A 25,041-nucleotide genomic window follows, 5' to 3' on the forward strand; every position below is an offset into this window, starting at 1 on the left:
ATGTCACGAATCGGACGACTCCCCATCGACATCCCCGCCGGGGTCGACGTGAAGGTCGACGGCCGCGCCGTCACCGTCAAGGGCCCCAAGGGCGAGCTCGCGCTCACCGTGGCCGCGCCCATCGAGGTCAAGGTGGAGGACAACCAGGTCCTCGTCACCCGCCCCGACGACGAGCGCGAGTCGCGATCGCTGCACGGCCTCACGCGCAGCCTCATCGCCAACGACATCCTCGGCGTGACCCAGGGCTACTCCAAGGGCCTCGAGATCGTCGGCACCGGGTACCGCGTCGCGCAGAAGGGCAGCGCGGTCGAGTTCGCGCTCGGCTTCTCGCACCCCGTCACGGTCGAGCCGCCGGCCGGCATCACGCTGACCGTCGAGGGCAACAACAAGCTCACGGTCTCGGGCATCTCCAAGCAGGCCGTCGGCGAGACCGCCGCCAACATCCGCAAGATCAAGAAGCCCGAGCCCTACAAGGGCAAGGGCATCCGCTACGCCGGCGAGGTCGTGCGTCGCAAGGCCGGAAAGGCTGGTAAGTAATCATGGCCGTCAAGAGCAAGTCGGCTGCGCGTTCGCGCCGCCACACCCGGCTTCGCAAGAAGGTCGTCGGGACCGAGCTGCGTCCTCGTCTCGTCGTGACGCGTTCGGCCCGCCACGTCTTCGTGCAGGTCGTCGACGACAGCAAGGGCCGCACCGTGGCCTCCGCCTCGACCATGGAGGCCGACCTCCGCGCGTTCGACGGCGACAAGACCGCCAAGGCCAAGAAGGTCGGCGAGCTCGTCGCCGAGCGCGCCAAGCAGGTGGGCATCGAGTCGGTCGTGTTCGACCGCGGCGGCAACAAGTACGCCGGTCGTGTCGCAGCGATCGCCGACGGAGCGCGAGAGGCAGGGCTGAACCTGTGAGCACTGCACCTACCAACGAAAGTGGCAACGTGAAGGAGACCGAGGTGACCGCAGAGGCACCCGTCGAGACGGCAGCGTCCTCCGAGCCGCCGCGCAACGAGCGCGAGGGCCGCCGCGGCGGCCGCGACCGCGGCCAGGGCCGTGACCGTCGCGAGCGCGACGCCGAGAAGAGCCAGTTCCTCGAGCGCGTCGTCACCATCAACCGCGTGTCGAAGGTCGTCAAGGGCGGTCGCCGCTTCAGCTTCACGGCGCTGGTCGTCGTGGGCGACGGCAACGGGCTCGTCGGCGTCGGCTACGGCAAGGCGCGCGAGGTCCCGACCGCGATCTCGAAGGGCGTCGAGGAGGCGAAGAAGAACTTCTTCCGCGTGCCTCGCGTCGGCTCGTCGATCCCGCACCCCGTGCAGGGCGAGGCGGCCGCCGGCGTGGTGCTCCTGCGCCCGGCCGGCCCCGGTACCGGTGTCATCGCCGGTGGTCCGGTGCGTGCCGTGCTCGAGTGCGCCGGCATCCACGACGTCCTGAGCAAGTCGCTCGGCTCGTCGAACACCATCAACATCGTGCACGCCACGGTCGAGGCGCTGAAGCAGCTCGAGGAGCCGCGCGCCGTCGCCGCTCGTCGTGGTCTCGACTACGACGAGGTCGCCCCGGCCCGCCTGCTGCGTGCCGAGGCCCAGGCGGCCGAGGCTGCCGCAGCAGCGAAGGCAGGTGCCTGATGGCCAAGCAGCTCAAGGTGACCCAGATCAAGTCCAAGGTGAGCGAGAAGCAGAACCAGCGCGACACGCTCCGCAGCCTGGGGCTCAAGCGCATCGGCGACTCCGTCGTCCGCGAGGACACGCCGCAGAACCGCGGTTACGTGAAGACGGTCGCCCACCTCGTGAAGGTTGAGGAGATCGACTAATGGCTGAAGAGAAGAAGGCCGCGGAGGAGACCTCGACGAAGGCTCCCGCGAAGAAGGCGGCGGCGAAGCCCGCTGCCGAGAAGGCCCCCGCGAAGAAGGCGCCGGCCAAGGCCGCCGCCGCCAAGGCCGACGACACCGCTGCCGAGAAGGCGCCGGCGAAGAAGGCCGCCGCCAAGAAGGCTCCCGCGAAGCAGGCCGAGGCCGACGTCGTGCGCGAGCCCGTGCTCAAGGTGCACCACCTGCGCCCGGCGCCGGGTGCCAAGAAGGACAAGACCCGCGTCGGTCGCGGTGAGGGTTCGAAGGGCAAGACCGCCGGTCGCGGCACCAAGGGTTCGAAGGCCCGCAACAACATCCGCCCCGGCTTCGAGGGCGGCCAGCTTCCGTACCACATGCGTGCGCCGAAGCTCCGCGGCTTCAAGAACCCGTTCCGCGTCGAGTACCAGGTGGTCAACCTGGACAAGCTCGCCGAGCTCTACCCGCAGGGCGGCGACGTGACCGTCGACGACCTCGTGGCCAAGGGCGCCGTCCGCAAGAACGAGCGCGTCAAGGTGCTCGGCAACGGCGACCTCCAGGTCAAGCTCAACGTCGCGGTCGACAAGGTCTCCGGTTCCGCCGAGCAGAAGATCGTCGCGGCGGGCGGCTCGGTCAAGTAAGGCCGCTGCCCACACGGAATTCGAGCCTGTCGGGACCTCGCGTATGATTCACGGGGGTCTCGACAGGCTCGAGCCGCATTCAGACTGACTGCGGCGTCAGTAACAGGAGGACGAGTGTTCAACGCCATCGGGCGGATCTTCCGCACCCCCGACCTTCGCCGGAAGATCGGGTTCACGCTGGGCATCATCGCCCTGTTCCGACTCGGCTCGTTCATCCCGGCGCCGTTCGTGGACTTCGGCAACGTCCAGCAGTGCCTCGCGGCGAACCAGGGTGCGTCCGGCCTGTACGAGCTCGTGAACCTGTTCTCGGGCGGCGCCCTCCTCCAGCTCTCGATCTTCGCGCTGGGCATCATGCCCTACATCACCGCGTCGATCATCGTGCAGCTGCTGCGCGTGGTCATCCCGCACTTCGAGACCCTCTACAAGGAGGGCCAGGCGGGCCAGGGCAAGCTCACTCAGTACACCCGGTACCTCACCATCGCGCTCGGCGTCCTCCAGTCGACGACGCTCATCACGGTCGCCCGATCGGGCGCCCTGTTCCCGGCGAACTCCGACCCGGCGTGCACGCAGCTCATCACCAACGACGCCTGGTACGCCATTCTGCTCATGGTCATCACGATGACCGCGGGCACCGGCCTCATCATGTGGCTCGGCGAGCTCATCACCGAGCGCGGCATCGGCAACGGGATGTCGCTGCTCATCTTCACCTCGATCGCCGCGACCTTCCCCGGGTCGCTGTGGGCGATCGCGATCTCGCGCGGCTTCGACGTGTTCGCCGTCGTCATCGCCATCGGCCTGGTCATCGTGCTCGCCGTGGTCTTCGTCGAGCAGTCGCAGCGCCGCATCCCGGTGCAGTACGCCAAGCGCATGGTCGGCCGCCGCACCTACGGCGGCAACAACACCTACATCCCCATCAAGGTGAACATGGCCGGCGTGGTGCCGGTCATCTTCGCCTCGTCGCTGCTGTACCTGCCGGCGCTGATCGCCCAGTTCAACCAGCCCGCCGCGGGCGAGGAGCCGCAGGCGTGGGTCGTGTGGATCACGAACAACCTCACGCAGGGGAACAGCCCCCTCTACATGCTCATCTACTTCCTCCTCATCGTGGGCTTCACGTACTTCTACGTGGCGATCACGTTCAACCCCGACGAGGTCGCGGAGAACATGAAGAAGTACGGCGGCTTCATCCCCGGCATCCGCGCGGGCCGCCCGACGGCGGAGTACCTCGACTACGTGCTCACGCGCGTGACGCTGCCCGGCTCCCTCTACCTGGGCCTCGTGGCGCTCATCCCGCTCATCGCCTTCGCCATGGTCGGCGCCGACCAGAACTTCCCCTTCGGCGGCGCGTCGATCCTGATCATCGTCGGCGTCGGACTCGAGACCGTGAAGCAGATCGACGCGCAGCTCCAGCAGCGCCACTACGAAGGACTCCTCCGATGACCGCCGTCGCCTCCGCCCGATTCCTCATCGTCGGCCCGCAGGGATCCGGCAAGGGCACGCAGGGCGTGCTCGTCGCCGAGGCCTTCGGCGTTCCCCAGGTCGCCACGGGCGACATCTTCCGCGAGAACGTCAAGGGCGGAACCGACCTCGGCAAGCAGGTGCAGGAGATCATCGAGGCCGGACACCTCGTGCCCGACGAGCTGACCAGCGAGCTCGTGCGCGACCGCCTGGCCCAGCCCGATGCCGCGCACGGCTTCCTCCTCGACGGCTACCCCCGCAACCGCGGCCAGGTCGAGCACCTCGACGAATTCCTCGGCGCGCGTGGTGAGTCGCTCGACGCCGTGATCGAGCTCGCGGTCCCGCGCGACGAGAGCATCGCGCGGTTGCGGCAGCGCGCCATCGACCAGGGCCGCACCGACGACACCGAAGAGGTCATCGCGAACCGCCTCGAGATCTACGAGCGCGAGACCGCGCCGATCCTCGACGTGTACCGCGAGCGCGGCCTGGTGCTCGCCGTCGACGGCGTCGGCTCGCTCGACGAGGTGACCGATCGCATCTTCGCGGCGCTCGCCGAGCGCGGGCTCGTGCCCGACGGCCACGACGACGCGTCGAGCGCCGGCGCGGCGTAGGCCGCACCTCGATGTTCCGCCGGGTCCCGCTCCGCTCGCCTGCCGAGCTGCGGGCGATGATCCCGGCCGGCGAGGCGACCGCGGCCGCCCTGGCCGCCGTTCGCGAACGGCTGCACGTCGGCGCGACGCCGCTCGAGCTCGACGCCGTCGCCGACGCGGTGATCCGCGGCCGGGGCGGGCGATCGAACTTCCGGCTCGAGCCCGGCTACGCGCACACGCTGTGCGTCTCCGTCGACGACGACGTGGTGCACGGGGTGCCGGGGGAGCGCGCGTTCCGCCCGGGCGACATCGTGTCGGTCGACGGCGGCGCCGAGGTCGGCGGATGGAACGGCGACGCCGCGTTCACCGTGGTGCTGCCCGACCCCGACCGTCCCGGCGTGGTCCGGGCGCGCCAGGCGCTGGCCGAGGCCGCCGAGCTGGCCCTGTGGGCCGGCATCGCGCGGCTCGCGACCGCGCGTCACCTGAACGAGGTCGGGGAGGCCATCGAGGAGTCCGTGGCCGCGTCGGGGCCCTACGGCATCCTCGAGGGGTACGGCGGCCACGGCATCGGCCGGGCGATGCACGAGGAGCCGACCGTGTACAACCACGCGGTGCGGGGCCGGGGCCCGCGCGTGGCGCCGGGTCTCGTCGTGGCGATCGAGCCGATGATCACCTCGGGGGCACCGGAGACGTTCGTCCGCGACGACGGCTGGACGGTCACGACCGCCGACGGCGGCGACGGCGCGCACGCCGAGCACAGCGTCGCCGTGCACCGGGACGGCATCTGGGTGCTCACCGCGCCCGACGGCGGCGCCGCGGGCCTGGCGCCGTTCGACGTGCGCCCCGCTCGCATCGCCTGAACCGGAGGGCCGTCAGGGCGCCATGATGCCCGAGAGCTCGGCGAGCAGGCCCGGGTAGTCGAGCGCGCCGCGGACCAGCCGCCGGACGTTCTCGGGCTCGGAGAAGGCCTCGACGAACTGGTCGAACATCGCCTGGAACTCGGCGCGGCCGCCCTCGGCGAAGGCGATCAGCGCGACGACGTGCACGTTCGCGTCGCCCCACGCGATGGGGTGCTCGTCGATCGCGATGGCGATCGCACTGCGTGAGGCGGTCATCGTCATGGCGTGCGGCACGGCGAGCAGGTCGGTGAACGCCGTCGACGACATCCGCTCGCGCTCGAGGGCGCCGGCGACGTACGCATCGTCGACGACTCCGGCCGAGATGAGCCGGTCGCCGAGCAGCCGGATGACGTCCTCGCGCTCGCGGCCGCCGACCCCGCGGACGAACAGGTCGGGCCCGATCGTGCGGGAGAGCGTCGAGGCGAGGCGCGCGCGTCGACGCCCGCGGCGGAGGCGGGCGACCTCGGAGCGGACGCGTTCCAGGTCGTCCTCGGTCGGCAGGGGCGACACCGTCACGACGTGGGGGAGCGGTGCGCGCGGGGGCAGCACGGCGACGACCAGGTCGGCGTCGGAGGCGGTGGTCGCGCCATCCGCGTCGGCGCCGGCCGGCTCGTCGACGACGAGGTCGACCTCGTCGCCCAGCCGCCCGCGCAGGCGCTCGACGAGCAGGGCGCGGGCGTCGTGGTACTCGGGGGCGACGACGGCGACGCGCACGACGTCGCCTCGCGCGCGCGTGCGTTCGAGCTGCGCGCCGAGGTGCATCGCGAGGTACGCGATCTCGTCGTCGTTGACCGTGATGCCCTCGAGGCGGGCGAGCTCGCTCGCGAGGTAGACCGCGAGATCGTAGATGAGGGGATAGGCCGCCTTGATCGACGCCGTGAGGGGGTTGCGGGAGTAGCTGTGCTCAGCGGCGCGGGCGGCGAGGTTGTCGACGTGCAGCGCCAGGCGTTCGATGAACTCGTCGTCACCGAGCTCGACGAGCCAGTCGCGGGAGATCCGCTCCACGATCTCGCGAAGCACCCCCGCGCGCGTCGCGCCCGACCGGCGCGTGGCCGCGCGCGTGCCGATCAGCCTCGCGAGGTGGACGACCTCGGCCGGCGGCAGGCGAACCCCGAACTCGCGGCGGACGAGGTCGTCGACGAGGCCCGACAGCCCGTCGTCGGCGTCGGGTGCGTCGTCGGCGGATGGCGCGGCGAGCGTGCGGTCGCGCGACACCCGGTCGAGCGCGATCGCGACGTGCAGCAGGACGTCCTCGAGCGCGTACTCGTTCGGCGCATAGCCCGCCTCGTCGAGCCCGACGAGCAGGGCCCGCCGGAAGCCGTCCATCGGCGCGAACCCCTCGCGGAGCGTGGACAGGTCGCGGATGCCGCGGCGCCCCTCCTCGCGGACGAGCGAGCCGACGAGCCGACGCATCGCGCTCTCCGGCCCGACGAGCCGCACCACGCTGCCGTCGCGCTCGAGGGCGAGCCCGGTGCCCTGCAGGCGGGTGCGGACGCGGCCGAGGTCGGCCTCGATCGTGGACTCGCTCACGTGCGACGCTGCGGCCGCCTCATGCACGTCGAGGCCGTCGGGCGCGTCGGCGAGGTCGCGGATGAGGCGCGACCGGCGCCCGTCGGGCGTCGCGGCGTCGGACGCGGCCGGGCCGGCCTCCAGTCGGCGCGCCCACGCCCCCCGGTCGAGGCGGTAGCCGTCGGGACCTGACTCCACGACGTGCTCGCCGCCCCGGTTCGCCTGGGCGGCGTATGTGCGCACCGTGCGATCCGACACCCCGAGCCGGTCGGCGAGCCGGGACGCCGTGACCCAGCCGTCGTCGTCGGCGAGGGCCGCGACGAGGCGCTCCCACTTCTCCGGCACGTCAGCTCGCTCCCGATCTCCCGATCCGCCGCCGCGGCGCGGGTGCCGGGCGGGTGCCGTCCAGTCAACCACTCCGCGCCCGCTTCCGGCCCTGCGCCCATCGCTTCTTCCGGGGGTGCGGAAGCAGGTCTGTTGGCACACGGCGCGCCGCCGGGAGCAGACTCGGAACGATCGCGGCATCCGCCGTGACCGATCGAAGGAGACCGGGCGAGCCGGGCGAGGAGGCAGGCGATGCGGATCGTCGTCGTGTGCGGAGCGGGTGCGTCGAGCACCTTCGCCGCGCTGCGCATCCGCCGGGCCGCCGAGGCCCGCGGACTCGACGTCGACGTCCAGGCCGCCGGGGAGCAGACGCTCGCCGACGCGCTCGCCGGCGCCGACGCCCTGCTCGTGGGCACGCACCTCGCCGAGCGGCTGCCGTCGCTCGCGCAGGACGCGGCCGCGGCGTCCGTGCCGCTCGCGGTGCTGCCCGGCGAGACCCGCACGCTCGACGGCGATGCGGCGCTCGACCTCGCGATCGAGATCAGCGGAGCACGATCGTGAACGCCCCCACGCCGCGCAACCCCGTTCCCTGCGCGAATCCGGCGGGCTATGGTGATCACGGGAACGGACGCCAGCGACGGAGGCCGGAGACATGGTGGAGCGCACTGTTCGAGTCGGATCGACCCACGGGCTGCACGCGCGGCCCGCGAAGCTGTTCACCCAGGCCGCCGCGGCATCGGGATCGAGTGTCACCATCGCGAAATCGGGTGGCGCTCCCGTCAATGCGGCGAGCATCCTCGCCGTCATCGCGCAGGGCATCGACCACGGCGACGAGGTCACCGTGGCGGTCGACGGGGGCGACGAGCAGCGCGTGCTCGACGAGCTGGTCGAGCTGCTCAGCACCGATCACGACGAATAGCCCGCGGCATCCGTCGCCCATCGACACGAATCGGAGGGGCGAGTGATGGAGTTCAGAGGCACCGGGATCGGCCAGGGCGTGGCCGTCGGACCGGTCGTGCGCATGGCCGAGCGTCTGCCCGAGCCGGTCGACCGGCCGAGCCACCTCGATCCGGCGCGCGAGGAGGAGCGCGCACGCGCGTCCGTCTCGGTCGTCGCCGCCGAACTGCAGCGCAAGGGCCAGCAGGCCGGCGGGGCCGCGCAGGACGTGCTCGAGGCGCAGGCCATGATGGCCGAGGACCCCACGCTGATGGACGACGTCGTGACCCGGCTCGCGAGCGGCAAGACGGCCGAACGCGCGGTGTTCGAGGCGTTCGCGTCGTTCCGCGACATGCTCGCCGCGATGGGCGGGTACATGGGTGAGCGCGCAGCCGACCTCGACGACGTCTCGCAGCGCGTCGTGGCCCACCTGCTCAAGGTCCCCGCTCCCGGCGTGCCCAATCCGGGGCACCCGTTCGTGCTGGTCGCACGCGATCTCGCGCCGGCCGACACGGCGCTCCTCGACCTCGGCCAGGTGCTCGGCCTCGTCACGATCGACGGCGGCCCGACCTCGCACACCGCGATCCTGGCCCGCGAGAAGTCGATCGTGGCGGTGGTCGGGGCAGCGGATGCCGCGAGCCTCGCCGACGGCGACACGGTCATCGTCGACGCCGCGAACGACCTGGTCGTGCAGGCGCCCTCGCCCGAGGCGGTCGCCGCCGCGCAGGAGCGCATCGCCGAACGCGCCGCGCGCGCGGCCGCGCCCATCACGCCGGGGGCGCTGGCGGACGGCACGCCCGTGCCGCTCCTCGCGAACCTCGGCTCGGCCGACGGCGCCGCGGAGGCGCTCGAGCTCGGCGCCGAGGGGGTCGGCCTGTTCCGCACCGAGTTCCTCTTCCTCGACGCGAACACCGCGCCATCCGTCACCGAGCAGCAGGCGCAGTACACGCGCATGCTCACCGCCTTCGCGGGCAAGAAGGTCGTGGTGCGGGTGCTCGACGCGGGGGCCGACAAGCCGCTGTCGTTCCTCAACGACGCGCACGAGGAGAACCCCGCGCTCGGCCTGCGCGGCATCCGCGCGCTCCGGCACTCCGAGGTCATCCTGCGCGAGCAGCTCACCGCGCTGGCGGCGGCCGACGCCGCGACCAACGCCGACCTGTGGGTGATGGCGCCGATGATCGCGACGGTCGACGAGACCCGCTACTTCACCGAGCTGTGCGCCGAGCTCGGCATCAAGGTCGCCGGGGTCATGGTCGAGACGCCCTCGGCCGCGCTCATCGCGGGGCACATCCTGAAGGTCGCCGACTTCGCCTCGATCGGCACGAACGACCTCACCCAGTACACGATGGCCGCCGACCGGCTCCTCGGCACGGTCGCGAACCTGCAGGACGCGTGGCACCCGTCGGTGCTGCACCTCGTCAAGCACGTCGGCGACGCCGGACGCGTCGACGGCCGTCCCGTCGGGATCTGCGGCGAGGCCGCCGCCGACCCCCTGCTCGCCGTGGTCCTCGTGGGCCTCGGCGCCACGAGCCTGTCGATGTCGCCGTCGGCACTCGCAGACGTCCGCGCCTCCCTCGCGCGGTACACCCGGGAGGATGCCGAGCGCATCGCCCGGGCAGCCCTGGTCGCCGAGGGAGCGGCCGAGGCGAAGCAGGCGGCACGAGCGGCCGCCGAATCCGCACCCACCCCGACCGGCACGACCGTGCCGTGACCTGCACTGGAGGCAGCCATGACGACGACGTCAGCTGAGGCGAAGCGACCCGGGGGAGCCCGCGTCCACGTCCAGAGATTCGGAACCTTCCTGAGCGGCATGATCATGCCGAACATCCCCGCGCTCATCGCATGGGGCATCTTCACCGCGTTCTTCATCGGGGTCGGGTGGACGCCCAACGCCGACCTCGCGACCATCGTCGGTCCGTTCATCCACTACCTGCTGCCGATCCTGATCGGCTACACCGGCGGCTCGATGGTCTACGGCATCCGCGGCGGCGTGGTCGGCGGCATCGCGACCTTCGGTGCGATCGCCGGCTCCGACCTGCTCATCGCCCAGGTGAATGCGACCCTGCCTGAGGACAACCAGCTCGGACAGATCCACATGTTCATCGGCGCCATGATCCTCGGCCCGCTCGCCGCCTGGACCATGAAGCGGCTCGACTCGATCTGGGAGGGCAAGGTCCGCGCGGGCTTCGAGATGCTCGTGAACATGTTCTCGGCCGGCATCTGGGGCTTCGTCATGGCCATCGTCGGGTTCTACCCGGTGGCGTGGCTGGTGAACGGCATCATGAACGCCCTCTCGGGCGCGGTGGCCTGGCTCGTCGAGACGAACCTGCTTCCGCTGACCAGCATCATCATCGAGCCGGCCAAGGTGCTGTTCCTGAACAACGCCATCAACCACGGCGTGCTCACCCCGCTCGGCCTGTCGCAGGCGGCCGAGGAGGGCTCGTCGATCCTGTTCCTGCTCGAGGCGAACCCCGGCCCCGGTGTGGGCCTGCTGCTGGCGTTCACGTTCTTCGGCATCGGCGCGGCCAGGGCATCGGCACCGGGTGCGGCCGTGATCCAGTTCTTCGGCGGCATCCACGAGGTGTACTTCCCGTTCGCGCTGATGAAGCCGATCCTGATCCTGGCGCTCATCGCGGGCGGCATGACCGGGGTCACCACCAACATGCTGCTCGGCGGCGCCCTGCGGGCTCCGGCCGCGCCGGGGAGCATCATCGCCGTCCTGTTGCAGACCGCGCCGGGTGCCTACTTCGCCGTCATCCTGTCGGTGATCCTGTCGGCGGGCGTGACGTTCACCATCGCGGCGCTCATCCTGCGGGCGTCCCGCAAGCGCGACCTCGAGGCGATGGCCGTCTCGGATGACGCGTTCGGCGCCGCGATCACGCAGACCGAGGCGGCCAAGGGCAAGAGCTCCGACGCCCTCTCGAACCTCCGCGGCGGCGCGGCGACCCAGGCGGACGGGCGCGGTGGTCCCGCGACCGGAACCGTGCGGGAGATCAAGAGCGTCGTGTTCGCGTGCGACGCGGGCATGGGCTCGTCGGCGATGGGCGCGAGCGTGCTGCGCAACAAGATCAAGAAGGCGGGTATCGAGGATGTCACGGTCGTCAACAAGGCGATCGCGAGCCTCGACCCGTCGGCCGATCTGGTCATCACGCAGAACCAGCTGACGGACCGGGCACGTCACCAGACCCCGGATGCCGTCCACGTCTCGGTCGACAACTTCATGAACTCGCCGAGGTACGACGAGGTCGTCGACCTGATCAAGGCGCAGCACGAGGACCGGTGACGACGACGCCGACGGGATGAATCGGAGCCCGGGTCGCGGCCGCACCTGCCGGTCGCGACCCGGGCGGTCGCGTCATCCCCCCGCCCCTGCGACGAGAAGCCACGAGCACGACGAGGAAGAAGGAGCTCCCATGACCGACCAGATCCTGCCGCCCGAGAACGTCCGGATCGTGCCGGGCGGCGCCGACCGCGACGCGGCCATCCGCGAGGCGGGGCGCGTGCTCGTCGACGCCGGCGCCGTCGACCCCTCGTACATCGACTCGATGCTCGAGCGCGAGTCGTCGGTGTCGACCTACATGGGCAACTGGCTGGCCATCCCGCACGGCACCAATGAGGCCAAGGGGCTGATCCGACGCTCCGCGATGTCGCTGCTGCGCTACGAGCAGCCGATCGACTGGAACGGCGAGCAGGCCCGCTTCGTGGTCGGCATCGCGGGCCTCGAGAACGAGCACCTCGACATCCTGTCGAAGATCGCGATCATCTTCTCCGACGAGGACGAGGTGAACCGACTCCTCGCGGCGCAGTCGTCCGACGAGCTCGTGGCGTTGCTGTCCGAGGTGAACGAGTCGTGAAGGCCGTCCACTTCGGCGCGGGCAACATCGGGCGCGGCTTCATCGGGCTGCTCCTCCACGACGCGGGGTACGAGGTGGTGTTCGCCGACGTCAACGCCGAGCTCATCGACGCGCTCGCGGCATCCGACCGCTACACGGTGCACGAGGTGGGCGAGGGCGCGCGCGACCTCGTCGTCGACCGGTACCGGGCGATCAACAGCCAGACGGATGGCGCCGCGCTCGCCGCCGAGCTCGCCGACGCCGACGTGTTCACCACCGCCGTCGGGCCCAACGTGCTGCGGTTCATCGCGCCGAACGTGCTCCAGGCGCTGCGCGACCGGTCGCCCGATGCGGCCCCTCTGGCGGTCATGGCGTGTGAGAACGCGATCGACGCCACGAGCATGCTGCGCGCCGAGACCGAGCACCTCGCAGGTCCCGACGAGTGGGTCGAGCTGCAGCGGCGCGCGGTCTTCGCGAACACGGCGGTCGACCGGATCGTGCCCGGCCAACCCGACGGGGCCGGGCTCGACGTCACGGTGGAGACGTTCTCGGAGTGGGCGATCGAGCGGCCGCCGTTCGGCGACGCGCCTCCCCCGATCCCCGGGGCGCACTTCGTCGACCGGCTCGGCCCGTACATCGAGCGCAAGCTCTTCACCGTGAACACGGGGCACGCCTCGACCGCGTACTTCGGCTTCCTGGCCGGGCATGCGACGATCGCGGAGGCGCTGGCCGATCCGTCGGTCGCCGAGCGGGTCGAGCGGGTGCTCGAGGAGACGTCGGCGCTCATCGTCGCCAAGCACGGCTTCACCGAGGAGGAGCAGGCCTCGTACCGGGCGACGATCCTCGGGCGGTTCCGCAACGAGGCGCTGCCCGACACGGTCGAGCGCGTGGGGCGCCAGCCGATCCGCAAGCTCGGCCGTCGCGAGCGGTTCGTCGCGCCGGCCGCCGAGCTGGCGGAGCGCGGGCTCCCGGTCGACGGGCTGCTCGCGGCGATCGAGGCGGCCCTGGCGTTCGACGTGCCCGCCGATCCCGAGAGCGTCGAGCTGCAGGAACGCCTGCGCACGGATGCCGCGGCCGCGATCGTGCACGAGGTGTGCGAGATCCGCGCGGACCATCCGCTGCACGACCGCCTCGTCGAGACCGTGGCACGTCGGACCGGACGCTGACCGCGGCCCGACTGGCGAATCGCGCCCGATTCGCCTATAGTTGACCCTTGGTGTTTTGCACGCCCGCTTCGGCATGCCCGATGGGCCCTGCCGAGGTCGTGCATCATCATCGCACGACCGAATACCCAAACTCCAAGCGATAGTGAGGCTATGGCCAAGAAAGACGGCGTCATCGAGATCGAAGGCTCGGTCATCGAGGCTCTCCCGAACGCGATGTTCCGGGTCGAGCTGACCAACGGGCACAAGGTGCTCGCCCACATCTCCGGAAAGATGCGCCAGCACTACATCCGCATCCTCCCCGAGGACCGCGTGATCGTGGAGCTGAGCCCGTACGACCTGACCCGCGGCCGCATCGTCTACCGCTACAAGTAAGGGCTGTTCGGAAAGTAACGACCCGCGGCACCCCGCGGGTACGAGGACAGCGAAAAAAGGATCCACGACTGTGAAGGTCAACCCCAGCGTCAAGCGCATCTGCGACAAGTGCAAGGTCATCCGCCGCCACGGCCGCGTCATGGTGATCTGCGAGAACCCCCGCCACAAGCAGCGCCAGGGCTAGTCCCGCGCCGACGCCGAACTCAACACCGGCACTTCCACGAACCCGCGCCCGTGAGGCGCGGGGGACACCCTCGGACGGAGGCCGAGGCACCGGAAGTGCTCCACACCTCCGACTCACTCAACAGGAGAACGCCACCATGGCACGTCTGGCAGGAGTCGACATCCCGCGCGAGAAGCGCGTGGAGATCGCACTGACCTACATCTACGGCGTGGGTCGCACCCGCGCGCTCGAGACGCTGAAGGCCACCGGCATCAGCGGCGACATCCGCGTGAAGGACCTCAGCGACGAGCAGCTCGTCGCGCTGCGCGACCACATCGAGGGCACCTACAAGGTCGAGGGCGACCTCCGCCGCGAGGTGGCCGCCGACATCCGCCGCAAGGTCGAGATCGGCTCGTACGAGGGCATCCGCCACCGCCGCGGCCTCCCGGTCCGCGGTCAGCGCACTAAGACCAACGCTCGTACCCGCAAGGGCCCGAAGCGCACCGTCGCCGGCAAGAAGAAGCCCGGCCGCAAGTAACCGCTCGCGCCAAGATCTAGGAGATTTCGAACATGGCAGCACCCAAGGCGGCGACTCGCAAGCCGCGCAAGAAGGAAAAGAAGAACATCGCCGTGGGCCAGGCCCACATCAAGTCGACGTTCAACAACACGATCGTCTCGATCACCGACACCACCGGTGCCGTGATCAGCTGGGCCTCGTCGGGCGGCGTCGGCTTCAAGGGCTCGCGCAAGTCGACCCCGTTCGCCGCGCAGCTCGCCGCCGAGTCGGCCGCGCGCCAGGCGCAGGAGCACGGCATGAAGAAGGTCGACGTCTTCGTCAAGGGCCCGGGCTCGGGCCGCGAGACCGCGATCCGCTCGCTCCAGGCCGCGGGCCTCGAGGTCGGCAGCATCAACGACGTGACGCCCCAGGCGCACAACGGCTGCCGCCCGCCCAAGCGTCGCCGCGTCTAGCACTCCACCGTTGGTCGAGTAGGCCGCCTGTCCGTACCGGGCCCCCGCGTCATCCGCGGGTCCCGGTACGGCCCTGGCGGGCCTGCTCGACCAACGACACGTTCTCTCTCACAACTCAAGATCCTCGAACTCGCAGGTGTCATATAGCGGACACCCTGCCGAAAGGAATCACACCGTGCTGATCGCACAGCGTCCGACGCTCACCGAAGAGAACATCTCGGAGTTCCGTTCGCGTTTCGTGATCGAGCCCCTCGAGCCGGGCTTCGGTTACACCCTGGGGAACTCGCTCCGTCGCACCCTCCTCTCCTCGATCCCCGGCGCCGCCGTGACGAGCATCCGCATCGACGGCGTGCTCCACGAGTTCTCGACCGTCCCGGGCGTGAAGGAGGATGTCACCGAGATCATCCTCAACATCAAGAACCTGGTCGTCTCCAGCGAGCACGACGAGCCCATCACCGCCTACCTGCGCAAGCAGGGTGCCGGTGAGGTCACCGCCGCCGACATCTCCGCTCCGGCGGGCGTCGAGGTGCACAACCCCGACCTGGTCATCGCCACGCTCAACGACTCGGCGAAGTTCGAGCTCGAGCTCACGATCGAGCGCGGCCGCGGCTACGTCTCGGCCTCGCAGAACCGCAACGAGTACTCCGAGGCCGGCCAGATCCCGGTCGACTCGATCTACTCGCCGGTGCTCAAGGTCACCTACCGGGTCGAGGCCACGCGTGCCGGCGAGCGCACCGACTTCGACCGCCTCGTGGTCGACGTCGAGACCAAGCCGGCCATCTCCCCGCGCGACGCGATCGCGTCGGCCGGTCGCACGCTCACCGAGCTGTTCGGCCTCGCCCGCGAGCTCAACAGCGCCGCCGAGGGCATCGAGATCGGCCCGGCGCCGGTCGACGCCGTCCTCTCGAGCGAGCTCTCGATCCCGATCGAGGACCTCGACCTGTCGGTGCGTTCGTACAACTGCCTCAAGCGCGAGGGCATCAACACGGTGTCCGAGCTCGTCGCCCTGTCGGAGTCGCAGCTGATGAACATCCGCAACTTCGGCCAGAAGTCGGTCGACGAGGTCAAGGACAAGCTCACCGAGATGGGCCTGTCGCTGAAGGACTCGGTCCCCGGCTTCGACGGCGCCCACTTCTACACGGGCTTCGACGACGAGAACTAGCAGGCCACGGGCCGCACCAACCCCCCACCACTGGAGATAACGAACCATGCCGAAGCCCACGAAGGGCCCCCGCCTCGGAGGCGGACCCGCGCACGAGCGCCTGCTGCTCGCGAACCTCGCCGCCGCGCTGTACACGCACGAGCGGATCACGACCACCGAGACCAAGGCCAAGCGCCTTCGTCCGCTGGCCGAGCGCCTGATCACGTTCGCCAAGCGCGGCGACCTGCACGCCCGCCGTCGCGTGCTCGCCGTCATCGGCGACAAGTCGGTCGTGCACAAGCTGTTCACCGAGATCGCGCCGCAGGTCGCCGACCGTGAGGGCGGCTACACCCGCATCACCAAGATCGGCAACCGCAAGGGCGACAACGCGCCCATGGCGGTCATCGAGCTCGTCCTCGAGCCCGTCACGCCGAAGCAGCGCGCCGCCAAGCCGGCCGCCGAGGCCGCCCCCGCCGCGCCGGCGGAGGAGCCGGCCGCCGAGGAGACCCCCGAGGAGGTCGTGACCGAGTCCGAGGCCGCGGTCGACGAGGCCGCGGGCTCCGAGGCGTCCGAGGAGTCGGCCGAGCAGGCCGAGACCGAGGAGGCGGCGGCGAAGTAGCCTTCGCGCCTTCCGTACGAGGGGCCCCGATGCGTTCGCATCGGGGCCCCTCCTCGCATCTAGGCTGTTCGGGTGGGCGATGCGATGACGGAGCGGGGCGATCGCGGGGCGGATGCCGCGGCATCCGTCGTGCGCCTGCGGCTCGACCTGGCCTACCAGGGCACCGAGTTCGCCGGCTGGAGCCGGCAGCCCGGGCTGCGCACGGTGCAGGGCGTGCTCGAGTCGGCCCTCACGACGCTGTTCCGGCGCGAGGGTGTCACGCCGCGGCTCGTGGTCGCGGGGCGCACCGACGCGGGCGTGCACGCTTCGGGTCAGGTCGCGCATCTCGACGTCGACTCCGACGCGCTCGCGGTCGTGACGCGTCCCCGGCGCGGCGACGCGTCGAGCGGGCGGGCCGCCGACCCGGGGGCGGTGCTCGTCCGGCGGCTGCGCGGCATCCTCGGCGCGCACGACGCCGACGTGGTGGTCAGGTCGGTGCGGGTCGCGGCCGATGGCTTCGACGCGCGCTTCTCGGCGGCCTGGCGCCGTTACGAGTACCGCGTGGCCGACGCATCCGCTGCACACGATCCGCTGCAGCGGCACCGCACCGTCTGGTACCCGCGCGAGCTCGACGTCGAGGCCATGGGCGTGGCCGCGCAGACGCTCGTCGGGCTGGCCGACTTCGCGGCGTACTGCAAGCCCCGCGAGGAGGCCACGACGATCCGCACCCTGCAGTCCTACCGCTGGCGGCGCGACGACGACGGCGTGCTCGTGGCCGCGCTGCGGGCCGACGCGTTCTGCCACTCGATGGTGCGGGCTCTCGTCGGCGCGTGCCTCGCCGTGGGCGAGGGGCGACTCGACGTGGCCGGACCGGCCGAGCTCCTGCACGCGCGGCAGCGCACGAGCGCATTCAAGGTGCTGCCCGCGAAGGGGCTGACGCTCACCGAGGTGGGCTACCCGCCCGACGAGGAGCTCGCGGACCGCGCGCTGCAGACGCGGGCACGCCGCGAATTGCACGTCGACGGAGTCGTCGGGTAAGCTCTCCCTTTGGTGCCGCCGTCTGCGTCGGTGCCCGATGTTGAGCCCTCCACCGGGCCGTTCGACCGCATCGCGGGGCGAACACCCACCGGAGCGGGATTCACGAACCACTCACTCGATCAGAAAGCAGCACTACTGTGACGCGCACCTACACCCCGAAGGCGAACGAGATCCAGCGCGACTGGGTCGTCATCGACGCCACCGACGTCGTGCTCGGCCGCCTCGCGAGCCACTCCGCCGCGCTCCTGCGCGGCAAGCACAAGGCGATCTTCGCGAACCACGTCGACACCGGCGACTTCGTGATCATCGTCAACGCCGAGAAGGTGGCCCTCACCGGCCAGAAGCTCGAGCAGAAGAAGGCCTACCGCCACTCGGGCTACCCGGGCGGTCTCAAGGCCGTCGGCTACGCCGAGCTCCTCGAGAAGAACCCCGTCCGCGCCGTCGAGAAGGCGATCCGCGGCATGCTCCCCAAGAACTCGCTCGGTCGTGCCCAGCTGAAGAAGCTGAAGGTCTACGCCGGCCCGGAGCACCCGCACGCGGCTCAGCAGCCGAAGCCGTACACCCTCACCCAGGTCGCCCAGTAAGCCCGGCGCCGACGCGAAAAGGATTCAGAGACACCACCATGGCGAAGATCGCAGACCAGATCGACCAGGCTCCCGAGAGCTACACGACCGAGAGCGCGCCCGCCGCGGCTCCGGCCACCCCCCGCCCCGTGCTCAACGTCTCGGGCGCGGCCGTCGGCCGCCGCAAGCAGGCCATCGCACGCGTTCGCGTCGTGCCCGGCGCGGGCACCATCACGGTCAACGGCCGTGAGTTCGCGGACTACTTCCCCAACAAGCTGCACCAGCAGCTGATCACCGACCCCTTCACCGTGCTCGAGCTCGGCGGCTCGTACGACGTGATCGCCCGCATCACGGGTGGCGGCCCGTCGGGCCAGGCCGGCGCGCTGCGCCTCGCCATCGCGCGTGCGCTCAACGAGATCGACCGCGAGAACAACCGCCCGACGCTGAAGAAGTCCGGCTTCCTCACGCGCGACGCCCGCGTCATCGAGCGCAAGAAGGCCGGTCTCAAGAAGGCTCGCAAGGCGCCGCAGTTCTCGAAGCGCTGAGCGCGAGCGCTGCTCAGATGCCTCGGATCTTCGGAACCGACGGGGTCCGGGGCCTGGCCAACCGTGAACTCACGGCTGACCTGGCCCTGGGCCTCGCCCAGGCGGCTGCCGCCGTGCTCACGCAGGGTCGGCACGCCGACGAACTCCGCGCCGCCGGGCGCCGGCCGGTCGCGGTCGTCGCCCGCGACCCCCGCGTGTCGGGCGAATTCCTCACCGCCGCCGTGTCGGCCGGGCTCGCCAGCTCCGGTGTCGATGTGCTCGACGCCGGGGTCATCCCCACGCCCGCGACGGCGTTCCTCATCGACAGCATCGGCGCCGACTTCGGCGTGATGGTGTCGGCGTCGCACAACCCGGCGCCCGACAACGGGATCAAGTTCTTCTCGTTCGGCGGCACGAAGCTCCCCGACGAGGTCGAGGACCGCATCGAGTCCCACCTCGGCAAGCAGAAGCTCGCCCCGACCGGCGGCGGCGTGGGCCGGATCCGCCGCTTCGCCGATGCCGAGGACCGCTACGTCGTCCACCTCCTCGGCACGCTGCCCAACCGCCTCGACGGGCTCCGGGTCGTGCTCGACTGCGCGCACGGCGCCGCTGCCGGCGTCTCGCCCGAGACCTTCCGCGATGCGGGAGCCGAGGTGATCGTGATCGGCGCCGATCCCGACGGCATGAACATCAACGACGGCGTGGGCTCGACCCACCTCGAGCAGTTGCAGCAGGCGGTGCTCGAGCACGGCGCCGACATCGGCATCGCGCACGACGGCGACGCCGACCGATGCCTCGCGGTCGACGCCGACGGCAACGTGGTCGACGGCGACCGCATCATGGCGATCCTCGCCGTCGCCATGCAGGAACGCGGCGCGCTCACCGATGACACGCTCGTCGTCACGGTCATGTCGAACCTCGGCCTCAAGCGCGCGATGGCCGAGCACGGTATCCGCGTCATCGAGACCAAGGTCGGCGACCGCTACGTGCTCGAGGCGCTCGGCGAGGGCGGCTACGCGCTCGGCGGCGAGCAGTCGGGCCACGTGATCATGTCCGAGTTCGCCACCACCGGCGACGGTGTGCTCACGGGCCTCCACCTCGTGGCCGAGATGGCGCGCACGGGCCGGTCGCTGGCCGACCTGGCGTCCGTGATGACCGTCTACCCGCAGGTGCTCGTGAACGTGCGCGGCGTCGACCACCACGCGCTCGGCGACGACGCCGAGATCACGGCGGCCGTCGAGCGCGCCCAGGCAGAGCTGGGCGAGACCGGGCGGGTGCTGCTGCGTCCGTCGGGCACCGAGCCCATGGTCCGGGTCATGGTCGAGGCGGCCGACCAGGCTGCCGCCGAGGCGCACGCGAATCGGCTCGCCGACGTCGTGCGCGAGCGCCTGGCCGTCTGATCGAGGGCCGCGGCATCCGACCCGACGACGGGCGGATGCCGCGGCATCCGCTCGCCCCCGACCCTCAGAGCTTGCGCAGCAGCACGCTCGAGACCGCGTGGTCGGCGCCCTTGCGCAGCACGAGCGACGCACGCGACCGGGTCGGACGGATGTTCTGCAGCAGGTTCGGCTCGTTGATCGCCTGCCAGATCGAGCGCGCACGGGCGCGCGCCTCATCTTCGGTGAGGCTCGCGTAGCGGTGGAAGTACGAGCGCGGGTTCGCGAACGCGCCGCGCTGCAGCTTCAGGAAGCGCTCCTCGTACCAGCGCGCGATGTCGCTCGTGCGCGCGTCGACGTAGATCGTGAAGTCGAAGAGGTCGCTCACCGCCAGTCGGTGACCGGGGCCGGGCGGCTGCAGGACGTTGAGGCCCTCGACGATGAGCACGTCGGGGCGACGGACCGTGATCTGCGCGTCGGGCACGATGTCGTACGCGAGGTGCGAGTAGAACGGCGAGCGCACCTCTGGGGCGCCGGACTTCACGGCGCTGACGAAGCGCAGCAGCGCGCGCCGGTCGTACGACTCGGGGAAGCCCTTGCGCGCCATGAGCCCGCGACGCTCGAGCTCGGCGTTGGGGAAGAGGAACCCGTCGGTGGTCACGAGCTCGACGCGCGGCGTGTGCTCCCAACGGGCGAGGAGCTCACGGAGCAGCCGCGCGATCGTCGACTTGCCGACGGCCACCGATCCGGCGACGCCGATCACGAACGGCGTCGACTCGAACCGCTCGCGGAGGAACGTGCTCGTGACCTCGTGGAGCGCCTTGGTGCCGCCGACGTAGAGGTTGAGCAGCCGGCTCAGGGGCAGGTAGACCTCGGCGACCTCGTTGAGGTCGAGCGGTTCGCCGAGGCCGCGGAGCTGCACGATCTCGGTCTCGCGGAGCGGCGACGGCATCGACGGCGCGAGTGCGGCCCAGTCGGCCCGGCCGAGCTCGATGAAGGGCGAGACGTTCGCCGTGTGCGTCGACTGGCTCTGCGGATCGGGCACCGGGACAGTCTAGTCACGCCCGCGACCGTGGGACGGGCGTTCAGGTACGCGCCGGTAGGATCGACCCCATGTGTGGAATCGTCGGATACGTCGGAGAGCGCAACAGCCTCGACGTCCTCATGGGCGGCCTGCGCCGCCTCGAATACCGTGGGTACGACTCGGCGGGCGTCGCCGTCGTCGATGACGAGGGCGACCTCGAGTTCGCCAAGCGCGCGGGCAAGCTGCAGGTGCTCGCCGACGAACTCGACCGTCACCCGATCCACCGCGGTGGCACGGGCATCGGGCACACGCGCTGGGCGACGCACGGCGGCCCGACCGACCGCAACGCGCACCCGCACCTCGCCGACGACGACAAGCTCGCGCTGATCCACAACGGCATCATCGAGAACTTCGCCGAGCTGAAGGCCGAGCTCGTCGCCGAGGGCTTCCCGTTCCGCAGCGAGACCGACACCGAGGTCGCCGCGGTGCTGCTGGGCAAGGAGTACCGCGAGGTCGGCGACCTGCGCGAGGCGTTCCGCCGCGCGGTCAGCCGCCTCGAGGGCGCGTTCACGCTCCTGGCAGTCCACAAGGACGAGCCGGGCCTCGTGGTCGGCGCACGCCGCAACTCGCCGCTCGTGATCGGGCTCGGCGAGAACGAGAACTTCCTGGGGTCCGATGTGGCGGCCTTCGTCGAGTTCACCAAGCGCGCGGTCGCGATCGGCCAGGACCAGATCGTCGCGATCACCGCCGACGGGGTCACGGTGACCGACTTCGACGGCAACGCCGTCGACGTCGAGCCGTTCGACGTCGCGTGGGATGCGTCCGCGGCCGAGAAGGGCGGCTGGTCCTCGTTCATGGCGAAGGAGGTCGCCGAGCAGCCCGACGCGGTGGCGAACACGCTCCGCGGTCGCATCGTCGACGGCAGCGTCTCGGTGCCCGAGCTCGATGCCTTCGGCGACGAGGCGCTGCGCGCCATCCGCCGTATCACGGTCATCGCGTGCGGCACCGCGGCTTACGCGGGCATGGTCGCCAAGTACGCGATCGAGCAGTGGGCGCGCATCCCCGTCGAGGTCGAGCTCAGCCACGAGTTCCGCTACCGCGAGCCGGTGCTCGACGACGGCACGCTCGTCGTCTCGATCAGCCAGTCCGGCGAGACCATGGACACGCTCATGGCCGTGAAGTACGCGCGCGAGCAGGGCGCGAAGGCGATCTCGGTGTGCAACACGCAGGGGTCCACGATCCCGCGCGAGTCCGACGCGGCGGTCTACACGCACGCGGGGCCCGAGGTGGCGGTCGCCTCGACCAAGGCCTTCGTGGCGCAGATCACGGCGCTCTACCTCTTCGGCCTGCACCTCGCCCGGGTGCGCGGCACGCTCTCCGACGCCGAGCTCGCGGCGCAGGTGGCCGAGCTCCAGGCGGTCCCCGAGAAGATCGCGACGGTCCTCGAGCAGGGCGAGCGAGTGGGCGAGCTCGCGCACTGGATGTCCGACACCCGCTCGGTGCTGTTCCTCGGCCGTCACGTCGGCTACCCGATCGCGCTCGAGGGAGCGTTGAAGCTCAAGGAGCTCGCCTACATCCACGCCGAGGGATTCGCGGCGGGCGAGCTGAAGCACGGCCCGATCGCACTCATCGAGCCCGGCCAGCCCGTGTTCGTCGTGGTGCCGAGCCCGCGCGGTTCCGCGGCGCTGCACCCGAAGGTCGTCTCGAACATCCAGGAGATCCGCGCGCGCGGTGCCCGCGTCATCGCGATCGCCGAGGCGGGGGATGCCGCGGTGCTGCCGTTCGCCGACGAGGTGATCCGCATCCCGCTCGCCGGCCCGCTGTTCGAGCCGCTGCTCGCGGTCGTGCCCCTGCAGATCTTCGCGATGGAGCTCTCGCAGGCCAAGGGCCTCGACGTCGACCAGCCGAGGAACCTGGCGAAGTCGGTCACCGTCGAGTGAGTCCGCTCGGTCCGCCCGGTGCCGGGGCGGGCCCGATGGGGGAGACTCGAGACGTGGATTCGTGGAGGAGCGCGTGATCGCGGGCATCGGCATCGACGTGGTCGACATCGCTCGGTTCGAGCGTTCGCTCGAGCGCACGCCGTCGCTGCGCGACCGATTGTTCGCCGAGAGCGAACGCCACCGGCCCGCGCGCTCACTCGCCGCGAGGTTCGCCGCGAAGGAGGCGCTCATCAAGGCGCTCGGCGGCCACGCCGTCATACGCTGGCACGACATGCGCATCGTGCAGGATGACGACGGCAACCCCGACTTCGCCCTGTCCGGGGCGCTGTCGGCGCACGTCGCGCGGCTCGGCATCGACCGCGTGCACCTCTCCATGAGCCACGACGCGGGCATCGCGAGCGCCTTCGTCGTGCTCGAGCGCGGCGTCGGTGGCGCGTCGTCCTCGCGCGAACTGCTCGCTCAGCCGGGCGAGGAGGAGGCCCGGTGAACTCGCGCCACATGCTCGCGCCCTTCCGCGAGGCCGTCGTCGACCTCGATGCGGTCCGGCACAACGTCCGGCACCTCGCGGGGATCGTCGCCCCGGCCCGCGTCATGGCGGTCGTGAAAGCCGACGCCTACGGCCACGGTGCCGAGGCCGTCGCGCGCGCGGCGCTCGAGGGCGGGGCCGGATGGCTCGGCGTCGCCGACCTCGACGAGGCGATCGCGCTGCGCGGGGCCGGCATCGACGCACCGCTGGTCGCGTGGCTGCACGACCCCGCCGCACGATTCGGCCCCGCCATCGCGCGCGGCGTCGACCTCGGGGTCTCCTCGATCGCGCAGCTCGAGGCGATGTCGGATGCCGCGGCCGCCGTCAGGCGGGTCGCGAACGTGCACCTCAAGCTCGACACCGGCCTCAGCCGCAACGGCATCGCCGAGTCCGACTGGCCCGCCGCCGTCGCCCGCGCCGCGGAACTCGAGCGCGACGGGCGCGTGCACGTGCGCGGCGTCTTCAGCCACCTCTCGAACACCTCGCCCGAAGAGGATGCCGCGCAGCTGGAGGCGTTCCTCCGGGGCGTCGCGGCGGCCGAGGGTGCGGGGCTCGCGCCCGAGCTGCGTCACCTCGCGTCGACGGCCGCGGCCATCCGCCTCCCCGAGGCGCGCCTCGACATGGTGCGCATCGGGATCGGGCTCTACGGCATCCCGCCGTACGGCGACGGGACGACCGCGGCCGAGCTCGGGCTGCGCCCGGCGATGACGCTGCGCGGGCGCGTCGCGGCCGTGCGTCGCGTGGAGCCGGGCACCGGCGCGTCGTACGGCTACGCCTGGCGGGCCGACCGCCCGACGACGCTCGCGCTCGTGCCGCTCGGGTACGCCGACGGCATCCCGAGGCAGGCCTCCGGCCGAGCCGAGGTGACGATCGCGGGCGCGCGGCACCGCGTCGCCGGCCGTATCGCGATGGACCAGTTCCTCGTCGACGTCGGCGACGCCGACATCGCGGTGGGCGACGAGGTGGTGCTGTTCGGCGACCCGGTCGAGGGCGCGCCCTCGGCCGACGACTGGGGCGATGCGGCCGACACGATCGCGTACGAGATCGTCACGAGGATCGGCCCGCGCGTGCCGAGGACGTACGCGGAGTCGCCGTGATGCGGCGCTTGGTGCCCGACACTGAGGCGATGGAGGCGCTCGGCCGGGAGCTCGGAGCGCAGCTGCGCGCGGGCGACCTCGTCGTGCTCACCGGCCCGCTCGGAGCGGGCAAGACGACGCTCACGCGCGGCATCGGCGAGGGCCTCGGGGTGCGCGGGCCCGTCCAGAGCCCGACCTTCGTGCTCGCGCGCACGCACCCCACCCTCGTCGGGGCGGCGCCGCTCGTGCACGTGGACGCGTACCGGCTCTCGGGCGCCGCCGAGCTCGAGGACCTCGACCTGGACTTCGACCGCTCGGTCGTCGTCGTCGAATGGGGCGCGGGACTGCTCGACGGCGTCGCCGACTCGTGGCTCGAGGTCGTGATCGCCCGCCGCCGGGGCGACGAGTCGGCCGACGACGAGGAGCCCGCCGGAGCGGACGACGACCTCGACGCCGACGAGCCGCGAACGGTCGACCTCGTCGGGCACGGCCCGCGCTGGGCCGCCAGCCCGTACGCGGCGACGCCCGCACTGGGAGCCTGAGGCCGGGCCCCGGCGCGGCGGGCCGCCGGG

At 71.3% G+C, this 25,041-nt stretch carries 30 protein-coding genes; 28 read left to right on the forward strand and 2 right to left on the reverse strand.

Annotated elements, in window-relative coordinates; translation table 11 throughout:
- The 8 genes from rplF (at position 1) to map (ending at position 5,352) form a co-directional block, all read left to right on the forward strand.
- A complete protein-coding gene (gene rplF / locus ACZ4TW_RS10130; protein ID WP_465542575.1) occupies positions 1–537 on the forward strand; it encodes a 50S ribosomal protein L6 in 537 nt (178 codons plus the stop codon).
- A gap of 2 nt (positions 538–539) precedes the next feature.
- The gene (rplR, locus tag ACZ4TW_RS10135) at positions 540–899 is read left to right on the forward strand and encodes a 50S ribosomal protein L18 (protein ID WP_465542577.1); all 360 of its coding nucleotides are present in this window, start codon (positions 540–542) and stop codon (positions 897–899) included.
- Positions 900–943: 44 nt separating this feature from the next.
- Positions 944–1,609 (forward strand): 30S ribosomal protein S5, encoded by a 666-nt coding sequence (gene rpsE / locus ACZ4TW_RS10140; RefSeq protein WP_465542579.1) that lies wholly within the window; start codon positions 944–946, stop codon positions 1,607–1,609.
- Complete coding sequence (gene rpmD / locus ACZ4TW_RS10145) at positions 1,609–1,794, forward strand: 50S ribosomal protein L30 (RefSeq protein ID WP_092668548.1); 186 nt, start codon at positions 1,609–1,611, stop codon at positions 1,792–1,794. Before rpsE ends, rpmD begins: the two co-directional genes overlap by 1 nt.
- Positions 1,794–2,447, forward strand: coding sequence for a 50S ribosomal protein L15 (gene rplO, locus ACZ4TW_RS10150; RefSeq protein ID WP_465542582.1), 654 nt, complete (start codon positions 1,794–1,796; stop codon positions 2,445–2,447). The genes rpmD and rplO overlap by 1 nt, the downstream gene beginning before the upstream one ends.
- A gap of 114 nt (positions 2,448–2,561) precedes the next feature.
- Positions 2,562–3,884, forward strand: coding sequence for a preprotein translocase subunit SecY (gene secY / locus ACZ4TW_RS10155; protein WP_465542584.1), 1,323 nt, complete (start codon positions 2,562–2,564; stop codon positions 3,882–3,884).
- Positions 3,881–4,513, forward strand: a complete 633-nt coding sequence (locus ACZ4TW_RS10160) for an adenylate kinase (protein ID WP_465542586.1) — start codon at positions 3,881–3,883, stop codon at positions 4,511–4,513. Before secY ends, ACZ4TW_RS10160 begins: the two co-directional genes overlap by 4 nt.
- An 11-nt stretch (positions 4,514–4,524) precedes the next feature.
- Entirely contained in the window at positions 4,525–5,352 is an 828-nt protein-coding gene (map, locus tag ACZ4TW_RS10165; protein ID WP_465542588.1) for a type I methionyl aminopeptidase, read from the forward strand.
- A gap of 12 nt (positions 5,353–5,364) precedes the next feature.
- Here the strand turns inward: map and ACZ4TW_RS10170 are convergent, their stop codons facing one another.
- Positions 5,365–7,245 (reverse strand): BglG family transcription antiterminator, encoded by a 1,881-nt coding sequence (locus tag ACZ4TW_RS10170; protein ID WP_465542590.1) that lies wholly within the window; start codon positions 7,243–7,245, stop codon positions 5,365–5,367.
- A gap of 231 nt (positions 7,246–7,476) precedes the next feature.
- Between ACZ4TW_RS10170 and ACZ4TW_RS10175 the strand changes: the two genes are divergently transcribed.
- From ACZ4TW_RS10175 to glmM, 16 genes are all read left to right on the forward strand, one after another.
- Entirely contained in the window at positions 7,477–7,785 is a 309-nt protein-coding gene (locus ACZ4TW_RS10175; protein WP_465542592.1) for a PTS sugar transporter subunit IIB, read from the forward strand.
- A gap of 91 nt (positions 7,786–7,876) precedes the next feature.
- On the forward strand, positions 7,877–8,143 hold the full coding sequence (locus ACZ4TW_RS10180) for an HPr family phosphocarrier protein (RefSeq protein WP_465542594.1): 267 nt from the start codon (positions 7,877–7,879) through the stop codon (positions 8,141–8,143).
- A gap of 45 nt (positions 8,144–8,188) precedes the next feature.
- Positions 8,189–9,871 (forward strand): phosphoenolpyruvate--protein phosphotransferase, encoded by a 1,683-nt coding sequence (gene ptsP, locus ACZ4TW_RS10185; protein WP_465542596.1) that lies wholly within the window; start codon positions 8,189–8,191, stop codon positions 9,869–9,871.
- An 18-nt stretch (positions 9,872–9,889) separates the two neighbouring features.
- A complete protein-coding gene (locus ACZ4TW_RS10190) occupies positions 9,890–11,443 on the forward strand; it encodes a PTS mannitol transporter subunit IIBC (RefSeq protein ID WP_465542598.1) in 1,554 nt (517 codons plus the stop codon).
- 130 nt (positions 11,444–11,573) lie between these two features.
- A complete protein-coding gene (locus ACZ4TW_RS10195; protein WP_465542600.1) occupies positions 11,574–12,014 on the forward strand; it encodes a PTS mannitol transporter subunit IIA in 441 nt (146 codons plus the stop codon).
- Positions 12,011–13,159: a mannitol-1-phosphate 5-dehydrogenase gene (locus ACZ4TW_RS10200; RefSeq protein WP_465542602.1), complete on the forward strand. Its 1,149-nt coding sequence runs from the start codon at positions 12,011–12,013 to the stop codon at positions 13,157–13,159. Before ACZ4TW_RS10195 ends, ACZ4TW_RS10200 begins: the two co-directional genes overlap by 4 nt.
- Before the next feature lie 150 nt (positions 13,160–13,309).
- On the forward strand, positions 13,310–13,531 hold the full coding sequence (infA, locus tag ACZ4TW_RS10205) for a translation initiation factor IF-1 (protein WP_011186713.1): 222 nt from the start codon (positions 13,310–13,312) through the stop codon (positions 13,529–13,531).
- Between the two features lie 70 nt (positions 13,532–13,601).
- On the forward strand, positions 13,602–13,715 hold the full coding sequence (gene rpmJ / locus ACZ4TW_RS10210) for a 50S ribosomal protein L36 (RefSeq protein WP_056734976.1): 114 nt from the start codon (positions 13,602–13,604) through the stop codon (positions 13,713–13,715).
- Between the two features lie 136 nt (positions 13,716–13,851).
- Complete coding sequence (gene rpsM, locus ACZ4TW_RS10215) at positions 13,852–14,232, forward strand: 30S ribosomal protein S13 (protein ID WP_465542605.1); 381 nt, start codon at positions 13,852–13,854, stop codon at positions 14,230–14,232.
- Between the two features lie 32 nt (positions 14,233–14,264).
- Complete coding sequence (gene rpsK, locus ACZ4TW_RS10220; RefSeq protein WP_092668574.1) at positions 14,265–14,663, forward strand: 30S ribosomal protein S11; 399 nt, start codon at positions 14,265–14,267, stop codon at positions 14,661–14,663.
- Between the two features lie 175 nt (positions 14,664–14,838).
- A complete protein-coding gene (locus tag ACZ4TW_RS10225; protein WP_465542606.1) occupies positions 14,839–15,825 on the forward strand; it encodes a DNA-directed RNA polymerase subunit alpha in 987 nt (328 codons plus the stop codon).
- A gap of 46 nt (positions 15,826–15,871) precedes the next feature.
- Positions 15,872–16,423: a 50S ribosomal protein L17 gene (rplQ, locus tag ACZ4TW_RS10230; RefSeq protein WP_465542607.1), complete on the forward strand. Its 552-nt coding sequence runs from the start codon at positions 15,872–15,874 to the stop codon at positions 16,421–16,423.
- A gap of 84 nt (positions 16,424–16,507) precedes the next feature.
- Positions 16,508–17,440, forward strand: a complete 933-nt coding sequence (locus ACZ4TW_RS10235) for a tRNA pseudouridine synthase A (protein WP_465542669.1) — start codon at positions 16,508–16,510, stop codon at positions 17,438–17,440.
- Between the two features lie 137 nt (positions 17,441–17,577).
- On the forward strand, positions 17,578–18,024 hold the full coding sequence (gene rplM / locus ACZ4TW_RS10240; RefSeq protein ID WP_465542608.1) for a 50S ribosomal protein L13: 447 nt from the start codon (positions 17,578–17,580) through the stop codon (positions 18,022–18,024).
- Positions 18,025–18,062: 38 nt separating this feature from the next.
- Positions 18,063–18,548: a 30S ribosomal protein S9 gene (gene rpsI / locus ACZ4TW_RS10245; RefSeq protein ID WP_465542609.1), complete on the forward strand. Its 486-nt coding sequence runs from the start codon at positions 18,063–18,065 to the stop codon at positions 18,546–18,548.
- Between the two features lie 17 nt (positions 18,549–18,565).
- On the forward strand, positions 18,566–19,927 hold the full coding sequence (gene glmM, locus ACZ4TW_RS10250) for a phosphoglucosamine mutase (protein ID WP_465542610.1): 1,362 nt from the start codon (positions 18,566–18,568) through the stop codon (positions 19,925–19,927).
- A gap of 64 nt (positions 19,928–19,991) precedes the next feature.
- Here the strand turns inward: glmM and coaA are convergent, their stop codons facing one another.
- Positions 19,992–20,948, reverse strand: coding sequence for a type I pantothenate kinase (coaA, locus tag ACZ4TW_RS10255; protein WP_465542611.1), 957 nt, complete (start codon positions 20,946–20,948; stop codon positions 19,992–19,994).
- 68 nt (positions 20,949–21,016) lie between these two features.
- Between coaA and glmS the strand changes: the two genes are divergently transcribed.
- From glmS to tsaE, 4 genes are all read left to right on the forward strand, one after another.
- Positions 21,017–22,867, forward strand: a complete 1,851-nt coding sequence (gene glmS / locus ACZ4TW_RS10260) for a glutamine--fructose-6-phosphate transaminase (isomerizing) (protein WP_465542612.1) — start codon at positions 21,017–21,019, stop codon at positions 22,865–22,867.
- A 73-nt stretch (positions 22,868–22,940) separates the two neighbouring features.
- The gene (locus ACZ4TW_RS10265) at positions 22,941–23,354 is read left to right on the forward strand and encodes a holo-ACP synthase (protein ID WP_465542670.1); all 414 of its coding nucleotides are present in this window, start codon (positions 22,941–22,943) and stop codon (positions 23,352–23,354) included.
- Between the two features lie 11 nt (positions 23,355–23,365).
- Positions 23,366–24,490, forward strand: coding sequence for an alanine racemase (alr, locus tag ACZ4TW_RS10270; protein ID WP_465542671.1), 1,125 nt, complete (start codon positions 23,366–23,368; stop codon positions 24,488–24,490).
- Entirely contained in the window at positions 24,490–25,011 is a 522-nt protein-coding gene (gene tsaE / locus ACZ4TW_RS10275) for a tRNA (adenosine(37)-N6)-threonylcarbamoyltransferase complex ATPase subunit type 1 TsaE (protein WP_465542613.1), read from the forward strand. Before alr ends, tsaE begins: the two co-directional genes overlap by 1 nt.
- Positions 25,012–25,041 lie beyond the last annotated feature (30 nt).

The organism is Agromyces sp. NPDC029043 (assembly GCF_055564615.1).